This is a genomic window from Levilactobacillus sp. (assembly GCF_022646225.1).
In the GTDB taxonomy this organism is placed as follows: domain Bacteria; phylum Bacillota; class Bacilli; order Lactobacillales; family Lactobacillaceae; genus Levilactobacillus; species Levilactobacillus suantsaiihabitans.
Genome location: NZ_JALCJA010000002.1, coordinates 41,861 through 62,525, shown reverse-complemented (window position 1 = coordinate 62,525; position 20,665 = coordinate 41,861). Strand labels below are relative to the sequence as shown.

Below are 20,665 nucleotides of genomic sequence, written 5' to 3'. Positions count from 1 at the left end.
ATTCGCTTCTCTCTAAATTAACATTACTATCCATGATACGCATTTTCAGCGGGAAATGCACCAGCCAATTTCGATTAAAGCGATTCCAATTTTAGGGCTAGCCGATTTAAACGGCAGCGACTGCTCCGTGGCCCACGTTTCAGTTAGCGCCAGGCGGTGTCCCAGTTGGCGCTAAAAAACGCGGTCGGCCTAAGCCTCCGCGTTCCATTCGGCCTTGTATTCGGCCAGATAATCTAACATCACCTGTTGGCGGTGTTCCGCAATTTGTTTAGCGGCTGCCGTGTTCATCAAATCCTTTAAGGTTAAGAGTTTTTCGTAGAAATGATTGATGATGGTTTCGTGATTCAAATTCCGGTATTCGGCGTGTGTCATGGCCGTCCGGGGTTGCACGGCTGGGTCGTAGATCTTTTCGCCAAAATGCCCACCAAAATAAATTGCCCGGGCAATCCCGATGGCGCCGATGGCATCGAGACGGTCGGCGTCTTGAACGATCTGGCCCTCCAACGGCAGTGGTTTAGCGGTGCCATCCAACGTTTTGTGGTACGACATGTTGTCCATGATCAAAAAGATGGCGGTGATTTGGCCGGTCGTAAAGCCTTGGTCGACCAGGAACTGCTTCACCTCGGCGCTGGCCGCGGCGGTGTCCGTCACCAATTTTTCGTCGATGACGTCGTGCAAGTAGGCGGCCGTCAACGTCTCTAAATGATCGGCCGCCGGATAAGACTGGCTGATGCGGTCGGCCAAGCCCACGACACGCTGAATGTGATCGAACCCGTGGCCCGTTTCGTCATCCCCCATTTTATCTTGAGAGAACTGGCGTACTGCTGCTAAAACTGTGGTTTCTGTCACGATTTTTCCTCCTTGGTGGGTTGCGGATGGTCGCTGGTTGCCGGCACGCCCGCGAACCCGTAGAAAAATAAATGCATTAACTGATCGATGAGTCGCTGGTACTTCTCCGGCGCGATGTTAGCCGTCGTGAAGTACGACACGTACATTTCCAAGTATAACAGTAATGCCTCATCCGAAACATTGGGATTGATCATGCCCGCCGCGCGGCCCCGCGCCACCACGGCGTTCCAGAATTTTTCTTCTCCCGCCACGTAGGCTTGCTTCACCACGTCGCTACCGTTTTTGCCGTTCATCTCGTCAATGACGAATTGATAGAAATCCGGATGGATCTGGTCGCTGAGCTTGACCTTGTTGGCCATCATGGCCTTTACGATCTCGGGAAACGGCAGCTGGTCATCATCGATCAGCTTTTGGAAACTGGCATAGCCCTGATTGATCATCTCGATGACCACCTGGTGGCCCAGCTCTAGCTTACTATCAAAGTATTTATATAACGTCACCTGGGACACGTCCGCCGCTTGGGCCACCGTCTTGACATGCGTTGGCTTAAAGCCTTGGGTGCTGAACAGCTTGATGGCGGCGTCCAAGATTCCCTGACGCTGTTGTTTTTTACGTTCCTGATTAGTTGCCATTGGCCCGTTTCCCTCCTCGCAGATTGGACATGCACTTTTATTTTATCATACCGCAAACAGTCGCCGGTTGGAATTTTAGTGAACTATTTTTAAAAAATAGTTCACTTTTTCGTTGACTTTACCCAACCGAGGGCTTACGATGTAATCGATTTTAAAACTGTAAGGAGGGGATTGCGTATGACGAATCCTGTACTGCAAATTAATCATCTACAAAAGAAATTCGGCCACTTCCAAGCGCTCAAGGACATCACCTTTGACGTCCGGCCTGGCGAGGTTTTTGGCTTCATTGGCCCCAACGGCGCGGGGAAATCGACCACGATTCGCGTCTTACTGGGCATCATTCGGGCCACCGGGGGAACGGCCAGCATCTTTGGCCAAAATGTTTGGACCGATAGCGTGGCCATTCACCAACGACTGGCCTACGTGCCCGGGGACGTATATCTGTGGCCGAATCTGACCGGGGGTGAAATCATCGATCTCCTCCTCAAGATGAACGGCACCGCGCACACGGCCAAGACCGACGACTTGATCAAGAAGTTTGGCTTGGACCCGACCAAAAAGGCCCGGACCTACTCCAAGGGGAACCGCCAAAAGGTCGCGTTGATTGCTGCCTTTTCTCAGGACGCTGATTTTTACATCTTTGACGAACCAACCTCTGGCTTGGACCCGTTGAACGAACGGATCTTCCAGGATGCCGTCATGGCTCTGAAGCAACAGGGTAAGGCCGTCTTGCTCTCCAGTCACATCCTGTCAGAGGTCGAGCGCATGTGTGACCGTATCGGCATTATCCGCGAGGGCCAGATCATCGAAACCGGCAGTTTGGCGGAAATGCGCCACCTGACGCGGACTATGGTCACGGTTACCTTAGGCGATGATTTTGATGTCACCACCCTGCCTGGTGTCCACGGCGTCGAGGCCGGCCACGCGCCACACGAATGGCAATTCTCCGTTGAGGCCCAACACTTAAGCACGGTCATGGCCACGCTGGCCCAACACCACGTGGCGGCCCTACAAAGCACACCACCAACGCTGGAAGATCTCTTCATGCACTACTACACGGGGAAGGAGTGATCACCATGACACGTTTTGGACGTACGGGACAGCTGGTCCGGCTGGCCTTTCGCCGCGACCGCTTCCGAATTCTCATGTGGATCGTGATTCTCGCCGCCCTCATGGCCAGTGTCGCCTGGAAATTTGAGGGGATCTACGGCACACCGAGTGAGATCAATGCTATTAAAGGGACACTGGCCAGTCCGGGCATTGTCGCCATGTTTGGGGCCTTTTCCTTCAAGGGTCAAGTCACCACGGCCGAAATTTTTGCCAACGAGATGCTCTTGTTCATGGCGTTGATTCAAGTCGTTATGAACCTGGCTTTGAGTGTCCACGCGACCCGGGCCGAAGAAGACCTGGGCATCACCGAACTGGTTCGCGCCCACGCGGTCGGCACCTTGGCTCCGCTGTCAGCGGCGGCTATCGAACTCTTGTTGGTCAACCTGTGCTTGGGGGTCCTTTACAGCGTCGGTCTTAGTGCCGCTAACATGCCGGGTGCCACGACGCAAGGCAATTGGCTGATTGGACTCGGTTTGGCTGCTACCGGCTTGTTATTTGGGATGCTGGGACTCTTGACCGCTCAGGTGGCCGACCACGCCTCCAGCGCAACGGGTATCGCCTACACGCTCTTTGGACTCAGTTATTTGGCCCGGATGATCACCGATGTACAGCATCCCCGTCTGACGTGGTGGTCGCCACTGGGATGGGTGGAAAAACTCGCCCCCTACAACTCACCACGGTGGTTACCCATTGGGTTGAGTTTAGTACTAGCCATCATCTTGTTGGGCCTGGCCTTTTGGGCCAATAACCACCGGGATATTGGCGCCGGTGCCATCACGACACGGCCTGGTCGTGCCCAGGCCTCGGCCTGCTTGCGGGGACCAGCCACTTTGGTTTGGCGACGGCAACGTAACGTGATCATCGCCTGGATCATCGCAGTCATCATCTTCGGCGTGGCTTACGGGACTGTCTTCAACACGATTGGCGACATCTTGAAGACCAATCCCACGATGCAACAGGTCTTCGGGGCCGCCATGGTTCACGAGGCCAACCACAAGATTCTCTTGAGCTTCACCTCACTGCTGGCCATCGTCATGGCCGCGGTCGCCATCATCCCCGGCATGCAACTGATCTTAAAGCTCCACAGCGACGAGACTCGCGGCTGGCTCGAAGCGCTCTACGCTCGGCCTATCAGTCGGACCCACGTGCTCTTCAGTTACGTGGGCACCGCCTTTGCGACCAGCACGCTGGCCTTTATCGGCGGCTTGGGCGGCATCGTGGTGATGGGTGACGCCAGCCTGACGCACGTCAAAGACGGTATCAGTGCCACCGAGTTCTGGCACGGGGTGGCGGCCCAATTGCCTGAAATCTGGGTCTTCTTGGGTCTCAGCGTCCTGTTAGTGGGCTACTGGCCCCGTCTCAAGACCATCAGCTGGCTCTACCTGGCCCTAGGTTTCATCACCGTTTACATGGGGAGTCTCTTAAAACTGCCCGATTGGGTCAAAAACGTGACCCCTACCGGCTGGATGCCCCGGGTTCCGCTACATGCGTTGGATTGGACCACCTTCAGTTGGATGGTCGGCTTAGCCGTTGTCCTAGTCGTGATTGGTTGGCTGGGATACCGGCGGCGTGATTTACAGATGAGTTGAGTCTTAAATTTGCTACACGAACGAGATTGGTCCATTGGGCTGGTCTCGTTTTTTGGTGGAATCCCCCAGCTCTGCTATCAGCAATTACTTCTCAACGTTCTCCTAGCTTACCTGATTTTCAGCTAAGCATCAAGTGTTAACTATCTATAATATTATCTATATTTTTCAATCAATTTACTTATCAAAAAGCTGTCCGCACACCACCATTTTTAGTTCAACTAGTTAACCCCTAAGCGACCAACTAAATTAATTAGATATTACTCGCAATTCGGCTAAACATTAGGTATGCTATAGATACGTTGGCTCCCCCAGCCATTTAGACGTAAACAAAACCGCACCCCTCGGCTCGACCGAAGAGGTGCGGTTACGTTTATCTTATGCTTATTGGATGACCACATCGTAGTGGTTGCCGGTGATGGCCGCCCCGCGATCATGCACGACTCCCATGCCCAGTGGCGTCATGATTTTGGTCCCAAATGGCACGTTGGCCGGTGCCGCAACGACCCGATAGCCGTTCGGATCCAACCCGTTGGCGCTGATGTGGGTCCCATCGGCGGTCAAACTTCCAGAATAATACGTCCATTTATTGCCGTTGAGGTAGACGACCCCTTGTTGTTCAAACTGGGCCACACTGATGGTGGCGCCGCTAGCATTGCTGGTCACGTTACTCGTCGTGGCCACGGTCGGATTCGTCGTCCGTAACGCCACCTGAGAGCCCGCTGACACCTGTTGCACGTGTGTTTGATAACCTGGTGCTGGTGTCTGCGTCACGCTCGCACTAGCAGAAACGTTGGAAAAACCGATACCGGCGGCCAGGACCGCGGCGGCGCTGAACGCCGTTAGCATAATTTTTTTAATCATCGAATGGTTCCTCCCTTATGAATGTACCCTTAGCTTACCCCCCAGATATCTCAACGCTATTAGGCCCACGTTACCACTCGATTAAAGAATGTCGGCGTTCATGACAAATTGTCACGGTCTTTACCAAACTGACATAGTGTGCAAGAAAGGATTAAGCCCCCACTTAAGGTCCGTTTAACACGGTGATACTAGGCTATAATTAAGGGTAACTATTGACTTTAAGGAGGAATCTCCATGCAACTACACTACGTATTACGCGGCCACGGCAGTCCGATCGTCTTTCTTCACGGCGCCGCCATCGACCACGACGCCATGATGCAATGGTTCGAGCCGCTTTTGGACGACCAACCGCACACCCGCCTGTATTTGGACTTGCCGGGCATGGGCGCCACGCCGGCCTTGCCCCCCGAGCAAACGGACAGCAACCACATCTTGGCGGCGATTCAAGAGACCATCCACGCGGTCTTAGGGACGCAACCCTACACGATGGTCGGCTATTCCTACGGCGGCTATTTAGCGTTAGGCCTGGCCTTTCAACAACCTGAACGCGTTGCGCGGCTCTTTTTGGTCTGCCCGACCCTCACCGGGATCAAGGGCGAACGCCACGTGGCCAAACACCGCGTCATTACGACCACGCCCATCGACGTCACGGCCAACGCGGATTACTTTGCCAACTACCAAAAGGTCACGGTCGTCCAAACGCCGCAGACCTGGCAGGCCTTTCAAACGCAGGTCATCCCTGGCATCCGTCGCACCGACCTTGATGCCTTACACCAACTCCACCGCGACCATGGCCAACACTACCGCTTGACCTTTGAACCGGACCTCAAGACCACCCGCTTCACCCAACCAATCACCTTGTTGTCTGGCCGCCACGACGTCACCATCGGCTACACCGATCACCTGGCCTTCATGGCGCGGCAAGTAAACGGCACCCTGGGACTCTTCGCCGACGCCGGCCACAACTTGCCCATCGACCAATACGCCATGATGGCCGCGTACTTCCGGCACTTTCTGACAACGTTTGCTTAAAAAAGAGTGGGCCAGCAGGCGGTTAACTGGCGAGCATTAACGGTGCTAGGCGGATAATCCCGATTCTGGATTATTTGTCTAGCAGTGTTAAGCGGAACCAGTTGCCTGCTGGTGCACGTTTCGGCTAGTTAAAATTCGGGCATAAAAAAAGAACCCAGGCAACGTCCGCCCAGGCTCTCACTTTACTTATTTGGTTAACCGTGCCACATCACGCACGATCATTAATTCTTCATTTGTCGGGACGACCAGCACTTGAATCTTACTGCCATCCGGGCTGACGATGTGTTCTTCGCCGCGGAAGTCGTTCTTGGCTGGGTCGATGGCAATGCCGAAGTAATTCAGCTTGTCGGCCACGGCTTGGCGCATTTCCACACCGTTTTCACCGGAACCCGCCGTAAAGACGATGGCGTCCACGCCACCCAATTCGGCGATATAGCTACCGACGTAACTGACAACGCGGTCCACGAACATCTGCAAGGCCAACTTGGACTTTGGCCGTTCGTCTTGGGTCTTTTCCAAGTCCCGTTGGTCGGGTGACAGCTCGGAAATCCCCAGCAAGCCGGACTTGTGATTCAAAATGTCGATCATTTCCGGCATGGTCTTGTGGAGCTTTTCTGCCAAGAAGGCCACCAGTGACACGTCAATGTCACCGGAGCGCGTCCCCATCATGACCCCTGCCAGTGGCGTGAAGCCCATCGAGGTGTCCAGCGCGTGCCCGTGGTCAAAGGCCGTGATGGAAGAGCCGGAGCCCAGGTGCAAGGTGATCAGCTTCAGATCAGACAACGGCTTGCCTAAGATTTCAGCGGTCCGGTGGGCCACGTAGCGGTGACTCGTACCGTGCGCGCCGTATTTCCGGGCACCAAATTTATCATAATATTCATACGGAATGCTGTACATGTAGTTCACTGCGGGCATTTCCGTGTACAGCGACGTGTCAAAGACCGCTACCTGCTTGGCTTCCGGTAAAAGTTGTTGGAAGACTTCGATGTAGTAAGCCTGCACGGGGTTGTGCAACGGCGCATAGTCCTTGAGTTCCTTGATCTGCTTTAACACGATCGGCGTGATGAGCGCGGAGTCCTTGAAGACTTCCCCGCCAGCCACGACCCGGTGACCGACCCCGGTGATCTCACTCAAGTGCTTGACGATACCGTAAGATTTCAGGCGCGTCAGTACCATGGCTGCCGCCAACTTATTGGTGATGTTATCCTGCGTTTCCTTGATCTTCTTGCCATCAGGCAACTTGACCTTGAAAATGGACCCCGGTAAATTCAACCGGTCGACCATCCCCGAGGCGATTACCGTCTCTTCGGGCATGGAAAATAACTTCCACTTCAAAGTTGAGCTCCCTGCGTTAATTGCTAATGTCTTTGCCATCGTCCTGATCCTCCCAATCATTTTCTCGGTTACTTCCCAGTTTAAATGATTTTGTAACCGCTTTCAAGAAAAGATTGGCTTTCTGTGAGAATTTTTAGACCAGGCTTCCAGTACCACGTTTTAGGCGTGCAATCAAAAAAGCCACGACCGCAGCCGTGACCCGTTAACATGCAATTTATCTGACTAGAACCACCCGTAGCTTAACCAATGACGCTTGGCCTTGACCCATGAGCCGTAACGGTTATGGGCGTAACGATCCGCCGTCTTTTCTTGATTGGCTTTACTGTAATCGCCCTTCAGCATGGAAATGGTCAGTTGGTACTTGCCATAGTACCGACCGTTGCGGGCGCGATAGTTGCCACCGGATTCCTTAACGGCGATCCAGGCCTTGGCCCGCTTTTCCTTCTTGGACAAGGTGCAGGTATAAGTCACGCTGGCTTCAGCCGTGGTCGGGGTCACCACGTCGGCGACACTAGGAAGGGCTAAAGAAACCACCATAACGATTAACATGAAAACAGTCTTAAGTTTCAAATGAATGCCCCTCCTAATGAATTTGTTAAGAATATCATAACGTTCTTAAGTTACAGCCAGATTGTCCGAATGTTACAAACCTGTAACGAGGTACCCCATATTCACCGGGTTGGTGTAACAATATGTCGTTGAAGCCCGCTGTAGACACGAAAAACGACGGTCAGTTTTTGACACTGAACCGTCGTTTCTTTTTGATTTAATTGGTTAATTGACCGAAAACCGGTTTAGTACCAGCCGTTTGCTTGCCAGAAGGCCTTGGCTGCGGCCCAAGAACCGTAACGGGAGCTAACGTAAGCATCGGCTACCTTTTCTTGGTTAGCGGCAGAGTAGTCCCCGTTCAAGTAGGATTTGCTCAACTGGTACTTACCGTAGTAATTCCCGTTAGAAGCGGTGTAAGAGCCACCAGATTCCTTGTTGGCGATCCAAGCCTTGGCTGAAGATGAGTCTGACGTGCTGGTTGACGTGGCCGTAGACGCGCTACTAGTCGTACCAGTGGAAGCGGTGTTGCTGGACTGTTGACTGTAGTTGCTGGTCGTGTTGGCTGCATTGTAAGTGTTAGTGTTGTTCGTAGTCGTCGTGGATTGGCTAGGTGTCGTGGTAGCGCTAGTCGTTGACGTCGTTGAAGCACTCGTGGCGTTAGGAATCTCTAAGGATTCACCCACATAAATCAAGTTAACGTTCTTTAAGTTGTTGGCTTTTTCGATAGCAGAAATGCTGGAGTTGTATTGGTTAGCAATTTTGGCAACCGTGTCTCCCGACTTCACCGTTACCCGGACGTCGGCGTTAGCGGAAGTGGTCCCAGCGAAGATGCCGGCACCTAAGATGGCTGCAGTTCCTAAAGTGGTGATAAAAGCTTTTTTGATATTCATATAAATGAATGTCCTCCTTTTGATTAGTGAATCTGTCTATCAATTACTTAACGAGACCTATCATAACCCGTGGAGGTTACACCGCCATTGTTCCTGAGTTACACCCACGTTAAGAAAAACCGGCTTAAATGACAAACCGTAATGTGGTTAATCCAGTTGCAACATTAACCGGGTTTCCGGTTCTTACGTTGCATCAGTGTGACGGCAACCACGCCATTGCAACGTTTTTGGACAGCAGTCGTCGTTGAACAACACTTTGTGGTGGGGGCTTTTTTCTAGCCACACACCTTATGACGTCAAAAATAGTCGGCTACAGCCTCACAATCCGAACTGGCCGCCTACCGTTCGCCAAATATGGGTTGGAACGCTGGGGCGGACGGGTCGAGCCAAAGAACGGTCTCGACGCGTCGCTTTGAGCCGAAGTTCACGTCTCAAAGACGCCAGTTGTCTAAGCGGCATGAACCGCGCCGCTAAGGCAACTCCCACGGCTGAACCCATATTTGGCGAACTCTCGGCTAAGGTAGTGCTTGCCAGCAACAGTCATCTTAACCCCAGATAATAGCTGCCATTGACGACTAGTCTTTAATTAACACAATGTTGCTGATAGACGTCAACCTTGCCGGAGGCAGCCAGGGTGGAGCCAGCTGTGTCGGCGGTGTTGGCTGAGGTTTTGTCTCAGCCTACAGCGCGGGGCGACTTTGAAGACTTACGGGTTTTGTAAGGCTTCAAAGCGAACCGGAAGACCGCTTCTCAGGCTGGAGGTGTTCCCCAGAGCAGGCGGAACCCTGGCTGACGCAGGCGTCTGGGTTCGCCAATTTTGGACATCGGAACACCGTCGTTACAGCAATCAGCGCGTTAATTTTACTTGCAACCTTCAGTAGATAATCCCGTATTTACTAAAAGAAAGGATCAGCCATGGATGAACACACTTTAATGTCTTTCCCAACATGGGTCGAAGCCACACATCCAGGATTATCCCTACTTAATTTCCGACAAAAAACGCCCCCGGACCTGCATCCGAAGGCGTTACTTGATTTTAAACGTAAATTAGTTAGCTTATCTAAGCCGCGGTTAGTTTAGTACCAACCGTTAGCTTGCCAGAAAGCTTGGGCAGCTGACCATGAGCCGTAACGGGAAGCGACGTATGAGTTCGCAACCTTTTCTTGGTTAGCAGCTGAGTAGTCACCGTTCAGGTAAGAAGAACTCAGTTGGTACTTTCCAATGTATTGGCCGTTAGTAGCTGAGTATGAACCGCCAGATTCCTTGTTGGCGATCCAAGCCTTAGCGCTGGCTTCGGAACCAGACACACCAGTAGAAGCAGTCGTGCTGCTTGCTTGGGTGTTGTTGGTCGTCGTTGCTTGGTTAGTCGTTGCTTGACTAGTCGTGGATTGGCTAGCTTGGTTGTTAGTCGTGTAGTTTTGGCTGGCAACGTTAGAGCTGCTAGTCGTGGCCGTCTTCGTGCTGCTTGGCACGTTCAGCGTTTGACCCACGTAGATCAAGTTGCTGTTGCTCAAGCTGTTGGCACTTTCGATGGCACTAACGGATGAACCGTATTGGTTAGCTAATGACCAAACAGAATCCCCCTGCTTGACCGTAACATTAGTGTCGGCGTTGGCCGTGACGTTGGTGGCGAACAGGCCGGCACCGACAACGGCAACCGTACCCAAAGTATTAACTAAAGCTTTTTTGATATTCATGATAAATGAATGTCCTCCTTTGTTTGCTTAACGGCTATTAGAATAACTGATGGTTGTGTCAGTTAGATTGGGGTTACGTTACGCCAGCGTTAAGAAAAATATTACAGTGTGACAATCCGTAATATTTGTAATGGTGTTGTCACATAAACCGCTTTTTTGCCCTCATTTTTACCCATTTTGGCGCAAACGACCCTGGTTTTTCCGTGTCTTTTGCACTGAATATCCCTAAAAATTTCCCGATTTTCATGAAAATTTGATGAAAAATGGGGGTTGCGAGGCCGATTTTTATGATTGTAGTCGTTAATAGTTAAGTGAAATCGATCGAAATCCGACTAAATTCGGCCTAACTTTTGCTCCCACCACGCAATCACTAACCCCCCAAATGCGCAACCCCCACCACGATTCACTGATAAATCTCGTTATACTATAGTAGAAACTTACTGCTAATCGTCCCCCAAATCGCCGTTCTACGGCACCAGCACAGCGATTCTGGCGTCCCTTTGCCTTCGGGTTGGCACATTCCCCAGCGCAGGTGAAACGATTGGACCCCCGACAACGACTTTGGTCCGTCACCTTTTCCTGAAGACGCCAAAAAAACTAGGCCAGCCTCCCCGGGTAAAGGGAAACTGACCTAGTTTTACAGAGAGTTGAGTCCGAATACGGTCGTTAGCCGTTATTTTTCAACGTTCTTACCATCGTATTCGTCAATCATAATTTGTTTCAGTTCAGAAACAAGTGGTTCACGTGGGTTAGCGGTCGTGCATTGGTCTTCAAAGGCTAATTCCGCCAGCTTGTCGACCGTCTTGTCGAAGTGGGCCTTGTCGACACCGTTGGCCTTCAGACTCAAGGTCACGTCAACGGAGTGGGCCAAGTCGATGATCTTGTTGACCAAGGCTTCCTTCAATTCTTCCTTCGTCGTGCCTGGCAAGCCCAGGTAACGCGCGATTTGGGCGTAGTCTTCATCGGCCCGGAAGTATTCGTACTTCGGCCACATGGTCAGCTTCGTTGGTTCCTTGAAGTTGTAGCGGATCACGTGTGGCAAGGTGATGGCAATGGCCAGGCCGTGTGGTAAGCCGAATTCGCCACCCAGTTTGTGGGCGATGGAGTGGTCAACCCCTAAGAAGGCATTGGCGAAGGCCATCCCGGCTAAGGTCGACGCGTTATGCATTTCCTCACGCGCCGTGATGTCGCCGTTGTACGAGTTGGTCAGGTTATCCATGACCAACTTGATGGCTTGCAGCGACCATGGCCGCGTGTAATCGGAAGCCATGTTGGAAACGTAGGATTCGATGGCGTGAGTCAAGACGTCCAGTCCAGAGTATGCCACCGTCTTCTTTGGCACCGTTTCGATAAATTGGGAATCCACGATGGCAACGTCTGGCGTCAAGGCGTAGTCGGCCAGTGGGTACTTCACGTGGGTCTTGGAATCCGTGATGACGGAGAATGGCGTCACTTCGGAACCAGTCCCTGAAGTCGTTGGAATGGCCACGAATTGGGCCTTGTGCGGCTTGTTGAACTTGTAAGCCCGCTTCCGGATATCCAAGAACTTTTGCTTTGCCCCAAAGAAGCTAGCTTCTGGGTCTTCGTAGAACAACCACATGTTCTTGGCGGCATCCATCGCAGAGCCCCCACCTAATGCCACGATGGTGTCTGGCTTGAACATCCGCATTTGCGTGACCCCACGGTTGACCGTGTCGGTCGTTGGGTCAGGTTCCACGTCGGAGAACAGGGAGTATTCGATGCCGTTTGGTTGGCGTTTCAATTCGTTTAAGACCGTGTCGACGTAGCCCAATTCCACCATGGCTGGGTCCGTAACTAAGAACACGCGCTTGATGCCTGGCATATCGTCCAGGTAACGGACAGAGGTCTTTTCAAAGTAAACTCGAGGTAATTTAATCCATTGCATATTATTTCGCCGCTTTGCAATCGTTTTGATGTTCAACAGGTCAAATGAGGAAACGTTGTGAGACACGGAGTTCTTACCCCATGAACCAGTCCCCAAGGTCAGTGATGGCACCATTTCGTTGTAAAGGTTCCCAATCCCACCGATAGCGGATGGGGTGTTGACCAAGACCCGGCTGGCCTTCATCTTGATGCCAAATTCAGTGGCCAGATCGTCGTCCATGGTATGGATGGCTGCCGTGTGGCCCAGCCCACCGAAGTGCAGCAGTTGGTCACAGAGGTCAAAGGCGTTTTCCTTGCTGGTGGCCTTGTAAACGGAGATCATTGGGCACAATTTTTCTTGAGACAGTGGGAATTTCGGTCCCACACCCGTGATCTCAGCGGCCAAGACCTTGGTGCCAGCGGGAATCTTGATGCCGGCAATGTCAGCGATCTTCTGGGCAGACATGCCGGGAACGGGGCCCTTAACGCCGCCTTCTGGCTTGAACATGGCTTCGGCTAAGGCCTTTTCGTCGCTCTTCTTAATGAAGAAGACGCCACGTGCTTGCATTTCTTTCTTAACTTCCGCGTAGATTTCGTGGTCAATGATGGCACTGTTTTCAGAAGCACAAACCATCCCGTTGTCAAAGGTCTTGGATAAGACGATGTCGTAAACGGCCCGCTTGATGTTGGCCGTCTTTTCAATGTAAGCCGGACCGTTACCAGGACCAACCCCTAAGGCTGGCTTCCCGGTGGAGTAAGCGGCCTTGACCATGCCTGGACCCCCAGTTGCCAAGACACTGGCAACCATCGGGTGGTTCATCAAAGCGGTCGTGGCTTCGATACTAGGCTTTTCGATCCAAGAGATCACGCCTTCAGGTGCCCCGGCCGCAATGGCGGCGTCGCGCACGACCTTAGCCGCCATGACAGAAGACTTTTGTGCTTGTGGGTGGAACGCGAAGATGATCGGGTTACGCGTCTTGACCGCAATCAGAGACTTGAATAAGGTCGTGGACGTTGGGTTGGTGACCGGCGTGACCCCGGCTAAGATGCCCAGCGGTTCGGCCACCGTAATCAGTTGGCGTTCGTGGTCGTCTTTGATGATGCCGACCGTCTTGTCCTTTTTGATTGAGTGCCAAATTTCTTCAGTTGCGTACATGTTCTTGATGGCCTTGTCTTCCATCACACCCCGACCCGTTTCGTCGAAGGCGGCTTGGGCCAGTTCCATATGGTGATCCAACCCGGCGATGGCCATCTGATGGACGATGTGATCGACCTTGGCTTGGTCAAAGCTGTCCATCGCGCACAGGGCGTCGTGAGCCTTGGCGGTTAAGCGGTCGATCATTTGATCAACAGTTTCATTGTTTTCTTGTTTTTTAGTAGTAGTTTTCTCTTTCACGTCTTTTAACATGGTTATGCCTCCATTTTTGAAAACATCTTTGTTAACTTCTTCACGAGATATATCATATCATGATTTCAAAATTACGCAAGACATTTTTGTTAAAAATATCACAATTAATTTATCCAGCTTACTAGCCCTGATTTAGCAAGGCTTACAGCCGTTTTAAATGTAAGCGCATACACCTCGGCAAAAATAAATTACCGGTTCTTCTATCTGTGAATAAAATCACTACCGAACTGTTTTGTTTTCATAACTATCCGTAGTCTTTTCAAAATACGCCCCCCATCTCACCGGCGAACACGCCCCGCCACAGTTCTCAGGTAGCCGGCCCGTGATTGTGCTAAAGTAGAAGGTAAATACATTATCGAAAGTGCCGGTAACCACTGGGACTTTCACTCGTCGAGAGGAGTTGAGAACTGTGCAAGCTTGGCGGTTCTGGCGGGAAGCGACCCGTCATTTTTTCCAACACTGGGGGAGCTACGTGACACTGGTCTTCGTGACCAATCTGGCCATTAGTTATTTGGCGGTGCCGGCCTTGACTTGGCTGACGTCCGCTTTGATGGACTGGCAACACGTCCCTTACGTGTCCTACACCAACATTGGCGCCATTGCGCTCCAGCATCCCTTGGCCATCATCGGCCTGGTGCTGATCTTACTGGTGGTCGTCACCCTGATCTATTGGCAATTTGCCTACTTATTACTGGGGATCATTAACATTCGTAACGGGCGCCCGGAATCCACCCGGTCCCTCTTGGCCGACACGGTCCGGAGCATTGCCGGCGCCTCCCCCAGCACCTTTTTATTTTTCATCGGCTACTTCATCGTCATCATCCCGTTTGGGAGTGAGCTGTTCACCACGCCCCTGCTCAACAAGGCCAAGATTCCCGCCTTTATCGTGAGTTATCTCATGGACAACCCGCTGTGGGCCGCGCTGCTGGCGGTCGGCTACGTGGTGGCAGCCTACATCGGCATTCGCCTGATTGCGGTCTTACCGCTGATGATGCTCGACCACTACCACAGTCGCGAGGCCATTCGCCTGAGCTGGCAACGAACCCGCCACAATTTCTGTAACTACCTGAGTAAAATTCTATTGACGCTAGCTTTGATCAGCGCCACCGTCTTTGTCATCTACGCCGCCCTCTACATTGGCCAGGTGTTGTTTGATAAAACGCACGTGGCTCTGGTCGCGGCGACCGCCAACCTCTTCTTGATGGAGGTCATTACGGAATTTATCGTGTGCTACGCGACGGTGCTGTTCATGATGATCATCTTGAGCAGTCACGACCGTCACCAGCGGACCCCGTTGTCGCTGTTTAGCTTCAGAGAACCCGCCAAGACCAAGTTGCGGACCCGCCTGTTGATTGTCAGTGGGCTGGCCGTCATTAGTGCCACGCTGGTCGGCTTCAACCTCATCTACTTAAACGGCCTGGCCATGACCAAACCGCTGACGATTGCCCACCGCGGCGTCGACCATGGCAATGGCGTCCAAAACACGATTCCCGCCATGATCAAGACCAGCCGCGAGAAACCCGACTTCGTGGAAATGGACGTCCGCATGACCAAGGATCACCAATTTGTCGTGATGCACGATGCCAATCTGAAGGCGCTGGCTGGCTTGAAACGGTCCGTGGCCAAGATGACGCTCAAGCAGCTGACTAAAGTGACCGTCACGGAAAACGGCTACCAGGCCAAAATTCCCAGCTTTAACCAGTATCTGAACACGGCTATCCGCCACCATCAACGTCTCCTGATTGAGATCAAGACGGGCGGTGCCGATACGCCGGATCTCTCGGAACGCTTCTACCGGCAATTTGGCCAGCGCATCCTGGCCCACCACGAGCAGATTCATACACTCAGTTATAAAATCATGAATCAATTGAAGACTGAGCACCCCGACCTGTTCGTCAGCTACATCATGCCCTATAACCTGACGTTCCCGCACACCCGGGCCAACGCCTACACCATGGAATCCACCACGCTTAACGATTCCTTCATCGACCAGGCCAACCGCCAGCATAAGAAGGTTTATGCCTGGGACATCGACACCATCACCAACCTGGATCAGATGATGTTCTTGGGCGCCAACGGGGTCATCACCAACAACTTGTCGGTGATTCAACAAGAAATCAAGGAAAACACGGATCATCCCAGCTACGCCAACTTATTGTTGACGCTGATGAATGATTTGTCCTTGGAGTCGCAAACCCAATAATGCCGCATACTGAAGGTTGAAAGACGGCAATCAGCACGGTAATTTTAGGTTCAACCTTCAGCTGTACACAAAAACGACTGTTGACACAGGTTTCGGCCTGGTCGGCAGTCGTTTTTATCTTTAAATCTGTAGGTTGAAAGTCTAAAATTGGCTAGAATCACTCGAGCCTGGGACAAAACCTACCAGGCTCATTCGCGTGACCTTTACATAGCTGAAACGTGCGCCAAAAGGCAGCCGGTTCCGCTTAAAACTGCTAACCAAACAATCCAAACCTAGGATTATTCGGTTAGCAGCCTTAATGCTCGCCGGCTAATCGCCTTTGGTCTCACTCTCACACGCTTTTTCCATTATTTCTTTTCAATTTTGCGAATCGGCCGCTTGATCAAGTGCAACAACTTTTCCGATTGTAAGCGCGCCACCACGGCATCGACGGCGACTTGCATCAGCTTTTCGTTCAAGTCCTTGGCCGCGGGTTGGACCTGGTCTTCACCCAAGTGGTGGAGCCGATCTTCCAGGCGGTCGATGAAGTTATCATAGGCCTGCTTGGGATAGTCACCCGCCGTGATTTGGTCGATTCCTGAGCGGACCGTATCCGTTTGGAACATGGGCTTCAGGAGGCTGATCATTAAAATATCGGTCAGCTGCATGGTCTGATACTTCTTCTTCACCGGTGCCAAGATGACGTTATGCTTCACGTAATTGTTAATCATCGCCGGCGTAATCATGTCAACGCCCAGCGGCCCCAGCACGTCGTTGATCAGCGCCGTTACCTGGTCCATGTACAGGTCAAACTTCGGTAAATCATCCCACCGGGGCAACTTGACGCCGTGCATCTGGTGTTCCCAACGGGTGTATTGATTAAAATCAGCCATGTCTTTTCCCTACCCTTCCGTTTCTAGGTCCAATTATAGCATATAATCTAGTCTCAATGACTAGCTAAAGCTCAATTTTGGCAATTCATCTAGCGCCAATGAATCTTGCTTAAAATCCGGTGGCCCAAGACGTCTTGGACCAGGATAAAGACCGGAACCACGCTCACCATCAGCGGCAAGTAGAGCAAGGCCAAGCGCCAATTTAGCAGGCTGACCAGCGAAAAGATGGGGCCAAAGAAGATGAAGATGATGGCAAATAACCCGGCCATCAACGCCACTAACCCGACTTTGAAGCGATTCAGCGGCCGAGCCACCATGACCAGGGCGTTGAGACTGATCAGGCCGGTCATCAAGACGCTCAGCGTTGAGGTCGTCGCAAAACTTAGATGAAATTGCGTGCCAATCCCCATGATGACCAGGATGTAGCCGACCACGCAGACGGCGGCCGGCGCGGCAATTTCCATGACTTGTTTCATAAAACGACCGGTAATCCGCGCATAGTTGGGCTGCAGGGCCAAGAAGAACGTGGGAATACCCACCATCAAAGACGAGATGGGCGTCAGTTGAATCGGTTCAAAGGGATAGCTGCGACTCATGAAGATAAAGATCAGCGTCAAGGCTACGGAATACATGGTCTTGATCAAGAAGAGCGAGGCCACCCGCTCGATGTTGTTAATAACCCGACGACCTTCATTTAAGACGTTGATCATGGCGTCAAAATTCGAGTTCACTAAGACGAAATCCGCCAGACTCTTGGTGGCTTCACTCCCCGAGGCCATGGCGATGCTACAATCGGCCTGGCGTAACGCCAACAGGTCGTTGACCCCGTCACCGGTCATGGCGACCGTGTGTCCCGCCGCTTGGTAGGCCTTGATCAGCGACTCCTTTTGTTGCGGCGTCACCCGGCCGAAGACGTTGTAGTCCGCCACCAGCTGGGCGTAGTCCGGGCTCGGGCCCACCTGACTCATGTCGACCAGTTGTTGGGCACCGGCGATGTCGGCACGTGCGGCGATGCTGGCGACCGTCACCGGATTGTCCCCGGAAATGACCTTCAAGGCCACGTCTTGATTGGCAAAATAACCAAAGGTATCCTTAGCCCGCGGCCGGAGTTCATCGGTAATGAGGACCAGACCAATAGCCTGCGGGTCAGTCGGCCGGGGCGTCGCTAAATCGGCTGCCGTGGCGAGCACCAGGACCCGGTACCCCTGCGCGGCCAGCGTTTGAATGCGCTGCTGAAGCGCGGTCGGGACGGTCTCGAAGATAAACTCGGGTGCCCCCATGAGGGTGGCCTGTCCTGCCAAGACAGCCCCGCTCCATTTACGACCGGAAGAAAACGGCAAGACTTGCCCGGCTTGAACGGCCGGCGTGCCCAAGGCGGCTTGAATGGCTTGTGCCGTTTCGTTGTCATCCCCGGTCGCGGCGACTAATTGGGCTAGCTGCGTTTGTGCGGCCTGCTGGGTAACGGCGCCGAGCGGTTCCACCCGGTCCAACTGGAGCTGGCCGTTGGTGATGGTCCCCGTCTTATCCAGGCACAACACGTCGACCCGGGCCAACGCCTCGATGGCCGGCAATTCCCGCACCAATACGTGATGCCGCCCCAGGGTAAGCGCCCCGGCCGCCAGGGCCACCGACGTCAGTAATACCAAGCCTTCCGGAATCATCCCGACCATCGAAGCCACGGTGCCCAGAATAGCGCGCGTTTGACTCTGCCCCCGCAACATGGCGGAAATGAACAATGCGGCTCCCAGTGGGATGATGGCAAACGTCAAGACCTTGATAATTCGATTAATAATCGTGAGCAATTGGCTGGCGCTGCGGCGGTCTTTCTTGGCCGAATAGGCCAGTTGTTTGACAAAACTGCCGTGGCCGACCGTGGTCGCCTGAACCAAGGCCCGACCGCCAAGAATGACACTACCGGAGACCAGGTCATCCCCGGTCTGTTTACTGATTGGCGTGGATTCCCCGGTAATCTGGGACTCGTCGACTTCGAGCCCCGCGGTATCGCGAATGCGGCCGTCCACCGGCAACTGATCGCCACGGCCAAGTTCCAGGATGTCGTCTTGCACGATGGCATCCTGATGATAGGCCGCCACCTGGCCGTCACGTAAGACATTGATTTTGCCTTCCGACAACAGGGCCAGCTTATCGACCTGGCGTTTCGAGCGAATTTCTTGGAAAATGCCAATCCCCGTGTTGACCACGACGACCCCCAAGAAAAGTAAATTTTTATAACTCCCGGTAAACAGCACCAAGGCCCCTAAGAGCACGTTGATTAAGTTAAATAGCGTTAATAAATTATCCCGAAAAATTTGTTGGACACTGCGAGTCAGCGGGGGCAAGGGGTCATTCTGTTGACCGGCCGCCACCCGCTGGGCCACCTCTGCGGCCGTTAAGCCTAAATCTAACGGTGTCTCTTCCCGTTTTGTTGTGGTCATTTTCCCGTAGCCTCCTTCACGTTTGTTTACCCCTTTATTGTACTAGAAAACCCCACCGATTAGCGCTTATTTCGTTGGCTTTTGCGTAATCCTTTACGGAATCGCAACCAAATTTGCCGCCGTCTACCGCCCCCTGTCGCCGCGAGAAGACTATACTGGAATTGGTAACAAACTATTCAAGGGGAGGGTTTATTTTGAACCATAAATCTACAGCAGTTATTTTATTTATTCTCTACGTGATTTTGCTGGGATGCATGTTGACCCACCAAGATATGTTGGCAATGTGGCTGATGACCTTTGGGATGCTGATTGAGGCTAGCGTCAACCTGTACGACCAATTCAAGCGGCGGTAAGCGTTGTCATTTCCGTGATTTTAGCTTAAGATTAGAAGTATTATGTGTGGTGACGCACACGAAATGACTGACGGTATCTGCCGTCAAGGAGGAAATTTAATGGCACCTACCAAAATCACCAAGACTATCAAGCTCGCGGACGGTAATCGCATGCCGGTCATGGGCTTTGGGACGTACAAAATCGGCGACCAAGAAACTATGAACACCGCAATCGACGCGGCTTGGAACGCCGGATATCGGATGTTTGACACCGCCATGTTGTACCGCAACGAAGACATCCTGGGCCCCGCGATCCAACAGCTGGGCTTACCCCGTGAAGGCCTGTTTTTGACCAGCAAGGTCGCCGAGGTCGTTCAAGGGTATGACCGGACCATGAAGGCCGTCGAAGGCTCGTTGAAGCGGCTCCAAACAGACTACTTGGACCTGCTGCTGGTTCACTGGCCCGTTCGTGAATACTTCTTTGACACCTGGAAGGCCATGGAACAACTCAAGGCCGATGGCAAGGTCCGGTCGATTGGGGTCTCCAACTACACCATTTCTCACCTGGAACTGCTCGCTACGCAGGCCAAGGAAATGCCCGTCGTTAACCAGGTTGAATACCACCCCTACTTAAACCAACAGGCGCTGTTCGACTACGACCAGGAGAAAAATATCGTGACGGAGGCCTGGAGTCCCTTGGGTCGCCGCGCCGTATTGGACAACCCCATGTTAATGAAGATTGCCAAACACCATCAGAAATCCGTCGCCCAAATCGTCTTGCGCTGGGAACTCCAACACGAGCTGGTCACGATTCCCAAGTCCACGCATCCCGACCGTATCAAGGAAAACGCCGAGATCTTTGACTTTGACTTAGACGTCGACGAAATGACTATGATCGACATCCTCAACCGCAACGAGCGGACGGGGAACGAACCGGAAATCGTTTACGAAACCGGTAAGCAATACTAAGCGCGCTGGACTGGGCAA

16 protein-coding genes are annotated in these 20,665 nt (G+C 52.6%); 6 read left to right on the top strand and 10 right to left on the bottom strand.

Translation table 11 applies throughout. The annotated features are described in order from the left end of the window. Window positions 1-189: 189 nt before the first annotated feature. Both LKH74_RS03105 and LKH74_RS03100 read right to left on the bottom strand, forming a co-directional pair. Complete coding sequence (locus tag LKH74_RS03105) at window positions 190-849, bottom strand: HD domain-containing protein (RefSeq protein ID WP_287788089.1); 660 nt, start codon at window positions 847-849, stop codon at window positions 190-192. Beyond that, on the bottom strand, window positions 846-1,481 hold the full coding sequence (locus LKH74_RS03100) for a TetR/AcrR family transcriptional regulator (RefSeq protein WP_287788087.1): 636 nt from the start codon (window positions 1,479-1,481) through the stop codon (window positions 846-848). The genes LKH74_RS03105 and LKH74_RS03100 overlap by 4 nt, the downstream gene beginning before the upstream one ends. 177 nt (window positions 1,482-1,658) lie before the next feature. Between LKH74_RS03100 and LKH74_RS03095 the strand changes: the two genes are divergently transcribed. Continuing rightward, on the top strand, window positions 1,659-2,552 hold the full coding sequence (locus tag LKH74_RS03095; protein ID WP_287788085.1) for an ABC transporter ATP-binding protein: 894 nt from the start codon (window positions 1,659-1,661) through the stop codon (window positions 2,550-2,552). 5 nt (window positions 2,553-2,557) lie between these two features. Beyond that, window positions 2,558-4,180: an ABC transporter permease gene (locus LKH74_RS03090; RefSeq protein ID WP_287788082.1), complete on the top strand. Its 1,623-nt coding sequence runs from the start codon at window positions 2,558-2,560 to the stop codon at window positions 4,178-4,180. Between the two features lie 381 nt (window positions 4,181-4,561). Here LKH74_RS03090 and LKH74_RS03085 read toward each other — a convergent pair whose 3' ends face one another. Next, entirely contained in the window at window positions 4,562-5,041 is a 480-nt protein-coding gene (locus tag LKH74_RS03085; protein WP_287788080.1) for a hypothetical protein, read from the bottom strand. A 234-nt stretch (window positions 5,042-5,275) separates the two neighbouring features. On the opposite strand from LKH74_RS03085, the gene LKH74_RS03080 reads away from it, so the two are divergent. Continuing rightward, the gene (locus tag LKH74_RS03080; RefSeq protein WP_287788078.1) at window positions 5,276-6,073 is read left to right on the top strand and encodes an alpha/beta fold hydrolase; all 798 of its coding nucleotides are present in this window, start codon (window positions 5,276-5,278) and stop codon (window positions 6,071-6,073) included. Between the two features lie 186 nt (window positions 6,074-6,259). Here LKH74_RS03080 and LKH74_RS03075 read toward each other — a convergent pair whose 3' ends face one another. From LKH74_RS03075 to adhE, 5 genes are all read right to left on the bottom strand, one after another. Then, window positions 6,260-7,447 (bottom strand): acetate/propionate family kinase, encoded by a 1,188-nt coding sequence (locus LKH74_RS03075; protein WP_287788076.1) that lies wholly within the window; start codon window positions 7,445-7,447, stop codon window positions 6,260-6,262. Between the two features lie 183 nt (window positions 7,448-7,630). After that, the gene (locus LKH74_RS03070) at window positions 7,631-7,978 is read right to left on the bottom strand and encodes an aggregation promoting factor surface protein (protein ID WP_135367194.1); all 348 of its coding nucleotides are present in this window, start codon (window positions 7,976-7,978) and stop codon (window positions 7,631-7,633) included. A 224-nt stretch (window positions 7,979-8,202) separates the two neighbouring features. Continuing rightward, entirely contained in the window at window positions 8,203-8,847 is a 645-nt protein-coding gene (locus tag LKH74_RS03065; RefSeq protein ID WP_287788074.1) for a LysM peptidoglycan-binding domain-containing protein, read from the bottom strand. Window positions 8,848-9,923: 1,076 nt separating this feature from the next. After that, window positions 9,924-10,544: a LysM peptidoglycan-binding domain-containing protein gene (locus LKH74_RS03060; protein WP_135367196.1), complete on the bottom strand. Its 621-nt coding sequence runs from the start codon at window positions 10,542-10,544 to the stop codon at window positions 9,924-9,926. Between the two features lie 673 nt (window positions 10,545-11,217). Beyond that, window positions 11,218-13,836 (bottom strand): bifunctional acetaldehyde-CoA/alcohol dehydrogenase, encoded by a 2,619-nt coding sequence (adhE, locus tag LKH74_RS03055; protein WP_135367197.1) that lies wholly within the window; start codon window positions 13,834-13,836, stop codon window positions 11,218-11,220. Between the two features lie 409 nt (window positions 13,837-14,245). On the opposite strand from adhE, the gene LKH74_RS03050 reads away from it, so the two are divergent. Further along, window positions 14,246-16,039, top strand: a complete 1,794-nt coding sequence (locus LKH74_RS03050; RefSeq protein WP_287788071.1) for a glycerophosphodiester phosphodiesterase — start codon at window positions 14,246-14,248, stop codon at window positions 16,037-16,039. A gap of 347 nt (window positions 16,040-16,386) precedes the next feature. On the opposite strand, the gene LKH74_RS03045 is transcribed toward LKH74_RS03050, so the two are convergent. Together LKH74_RS03045 and LKH74_RS03040 are read right to left on the bottom strand one after the other, a co-directional pair. Then, window positions 16,387-16,911, bottom strand: coding sequence for a DUF1836 domain-containing protein (locus LKH74_RS03045; protein WP_125575546.1), 525 nt, complete (start codon window positions 16,909-16,911; stop codon window positions 16,387-16,389). An 89-nt stretch (window positions 16,912-17,000) separates the two neighbouring features. Further along, entirely contained in the window at window positions 17,001-19,346 is a 2,346-nt protein-coding gene (locus LKH74_RS03040; RefSeq protein WP_287788068.1) for a cation-translocating P-type ATPase, read from the bottom strand. A 194-nt stretch (window positions 19,347-19,540) separates the two neighbouring features. Between LKH74_RS03040 and LKH74_RS03035 the strand changes: the two genes are divergently transcribed. Beyond that, window positions 19,541-19,699 (top strand): hypothetical protein, encoded by a 159-nt coding sequence (locus tag LKH74_RS03035; RefSeq protein ID WP_167850121.1) that lies wholly within the window; start codon window positions 19,541-19,543, stop codon window positions 19,697-19,699. A gap of 99 nt (window positions 19,700-19,798) precedes the next feature. Continuing rightward, window positions 19,799-20,647, top strand: coding sequence for an aldo/keto reductase (locus LKH74_RS03030; protein ID WP_287788066.1), 849 nt, complete (start codon window positions 19,799-19,801; stop codon window positions 20,645-20,647). Window positions 20,648-20,665: the final 18 nt, after the last annotated feature.

Coding starts and splice junctions, on each gene's coding strand:
- LKH74_RS03100 (WP_287788087.1), bottom strand. CDS start 1,481: ATGGCAACTAATCAGGAACGTAAAAAACAACAGCGTCAGGGAATCTTG.
- LKH74_RS03095 (WP_287788085.1), top strand. CDS start 1,659: ATGACGAATCCTGTACTGCAAATTAATCATCTACAAAAGAAATTCGGC.
- LKH74_RS03090 (WP_287788082.1), top strand. CDS start 2,558: ATGACACGTTTTGGACGTACGGGACAGCTGGTCCGGCTGGCCTTTCGC.
- LKH74_RS03085 (WP_287788080.1), bottom strand. CDS start 5,041: ATGATTAAAAAAATTATGCTAACGGCGTTCAGCGCCGCCGCGGTCCTG.
- LKH74_RS03080 (WP_287788078.1), top strand. CDS start 5,276: ATGCAACTACACTACGTATTACGCGGCCACGGCAGTCCGATCGTCTTT.
- LKH74_RS03075 (WP_287788076.1), bottom strand. CDS start 7,447: ATGGCAAAGACATTAGCAATTAACGCAGGGAGCTCAACTTTGAAGTGG.
- LKH74_RS03065 (WP_287788074.1), bottom strand. CDS start 8,847: ATGAATATCAAAAAAGCTTTTATCACCACTTTAGGAACTGCAGCCATC.
- LKH74_RS03060 (WP_135367196.1), bottom strand. CDS start 10,544: ATGAATATCAAAAAAGCTTTAGTTAATACTTTGGGTACGGTTGCCGTT.
- adhE (WP_135367197.1), bottom strand. CDS start 13,836: ATGTTAAAAGACGTGAAAGAGAAAACTACTACTAAAAAACAAGAAAAC.
- LKH74_RS03045 (WP_125575546.1), bottom strand. CDS start 16,911: ATGGCTGATTTTAATCAATACACCCGTTGGGAACACCAGATGCACGGC.
- LKH74_RS03040 (WP_287788068.1), bottom strand. CDS start 19,346: ATGACCACAACAAAACGGGAAGAGACACCGTTAGATTTAGGCTTAACG.
- LKH74_RS03030 (WP_287788066.1), top strand. CDS start 19,799: ATGGCACCTACCAAAATCACCAAGACTATCAAGCTCGCGGACGGTAAT.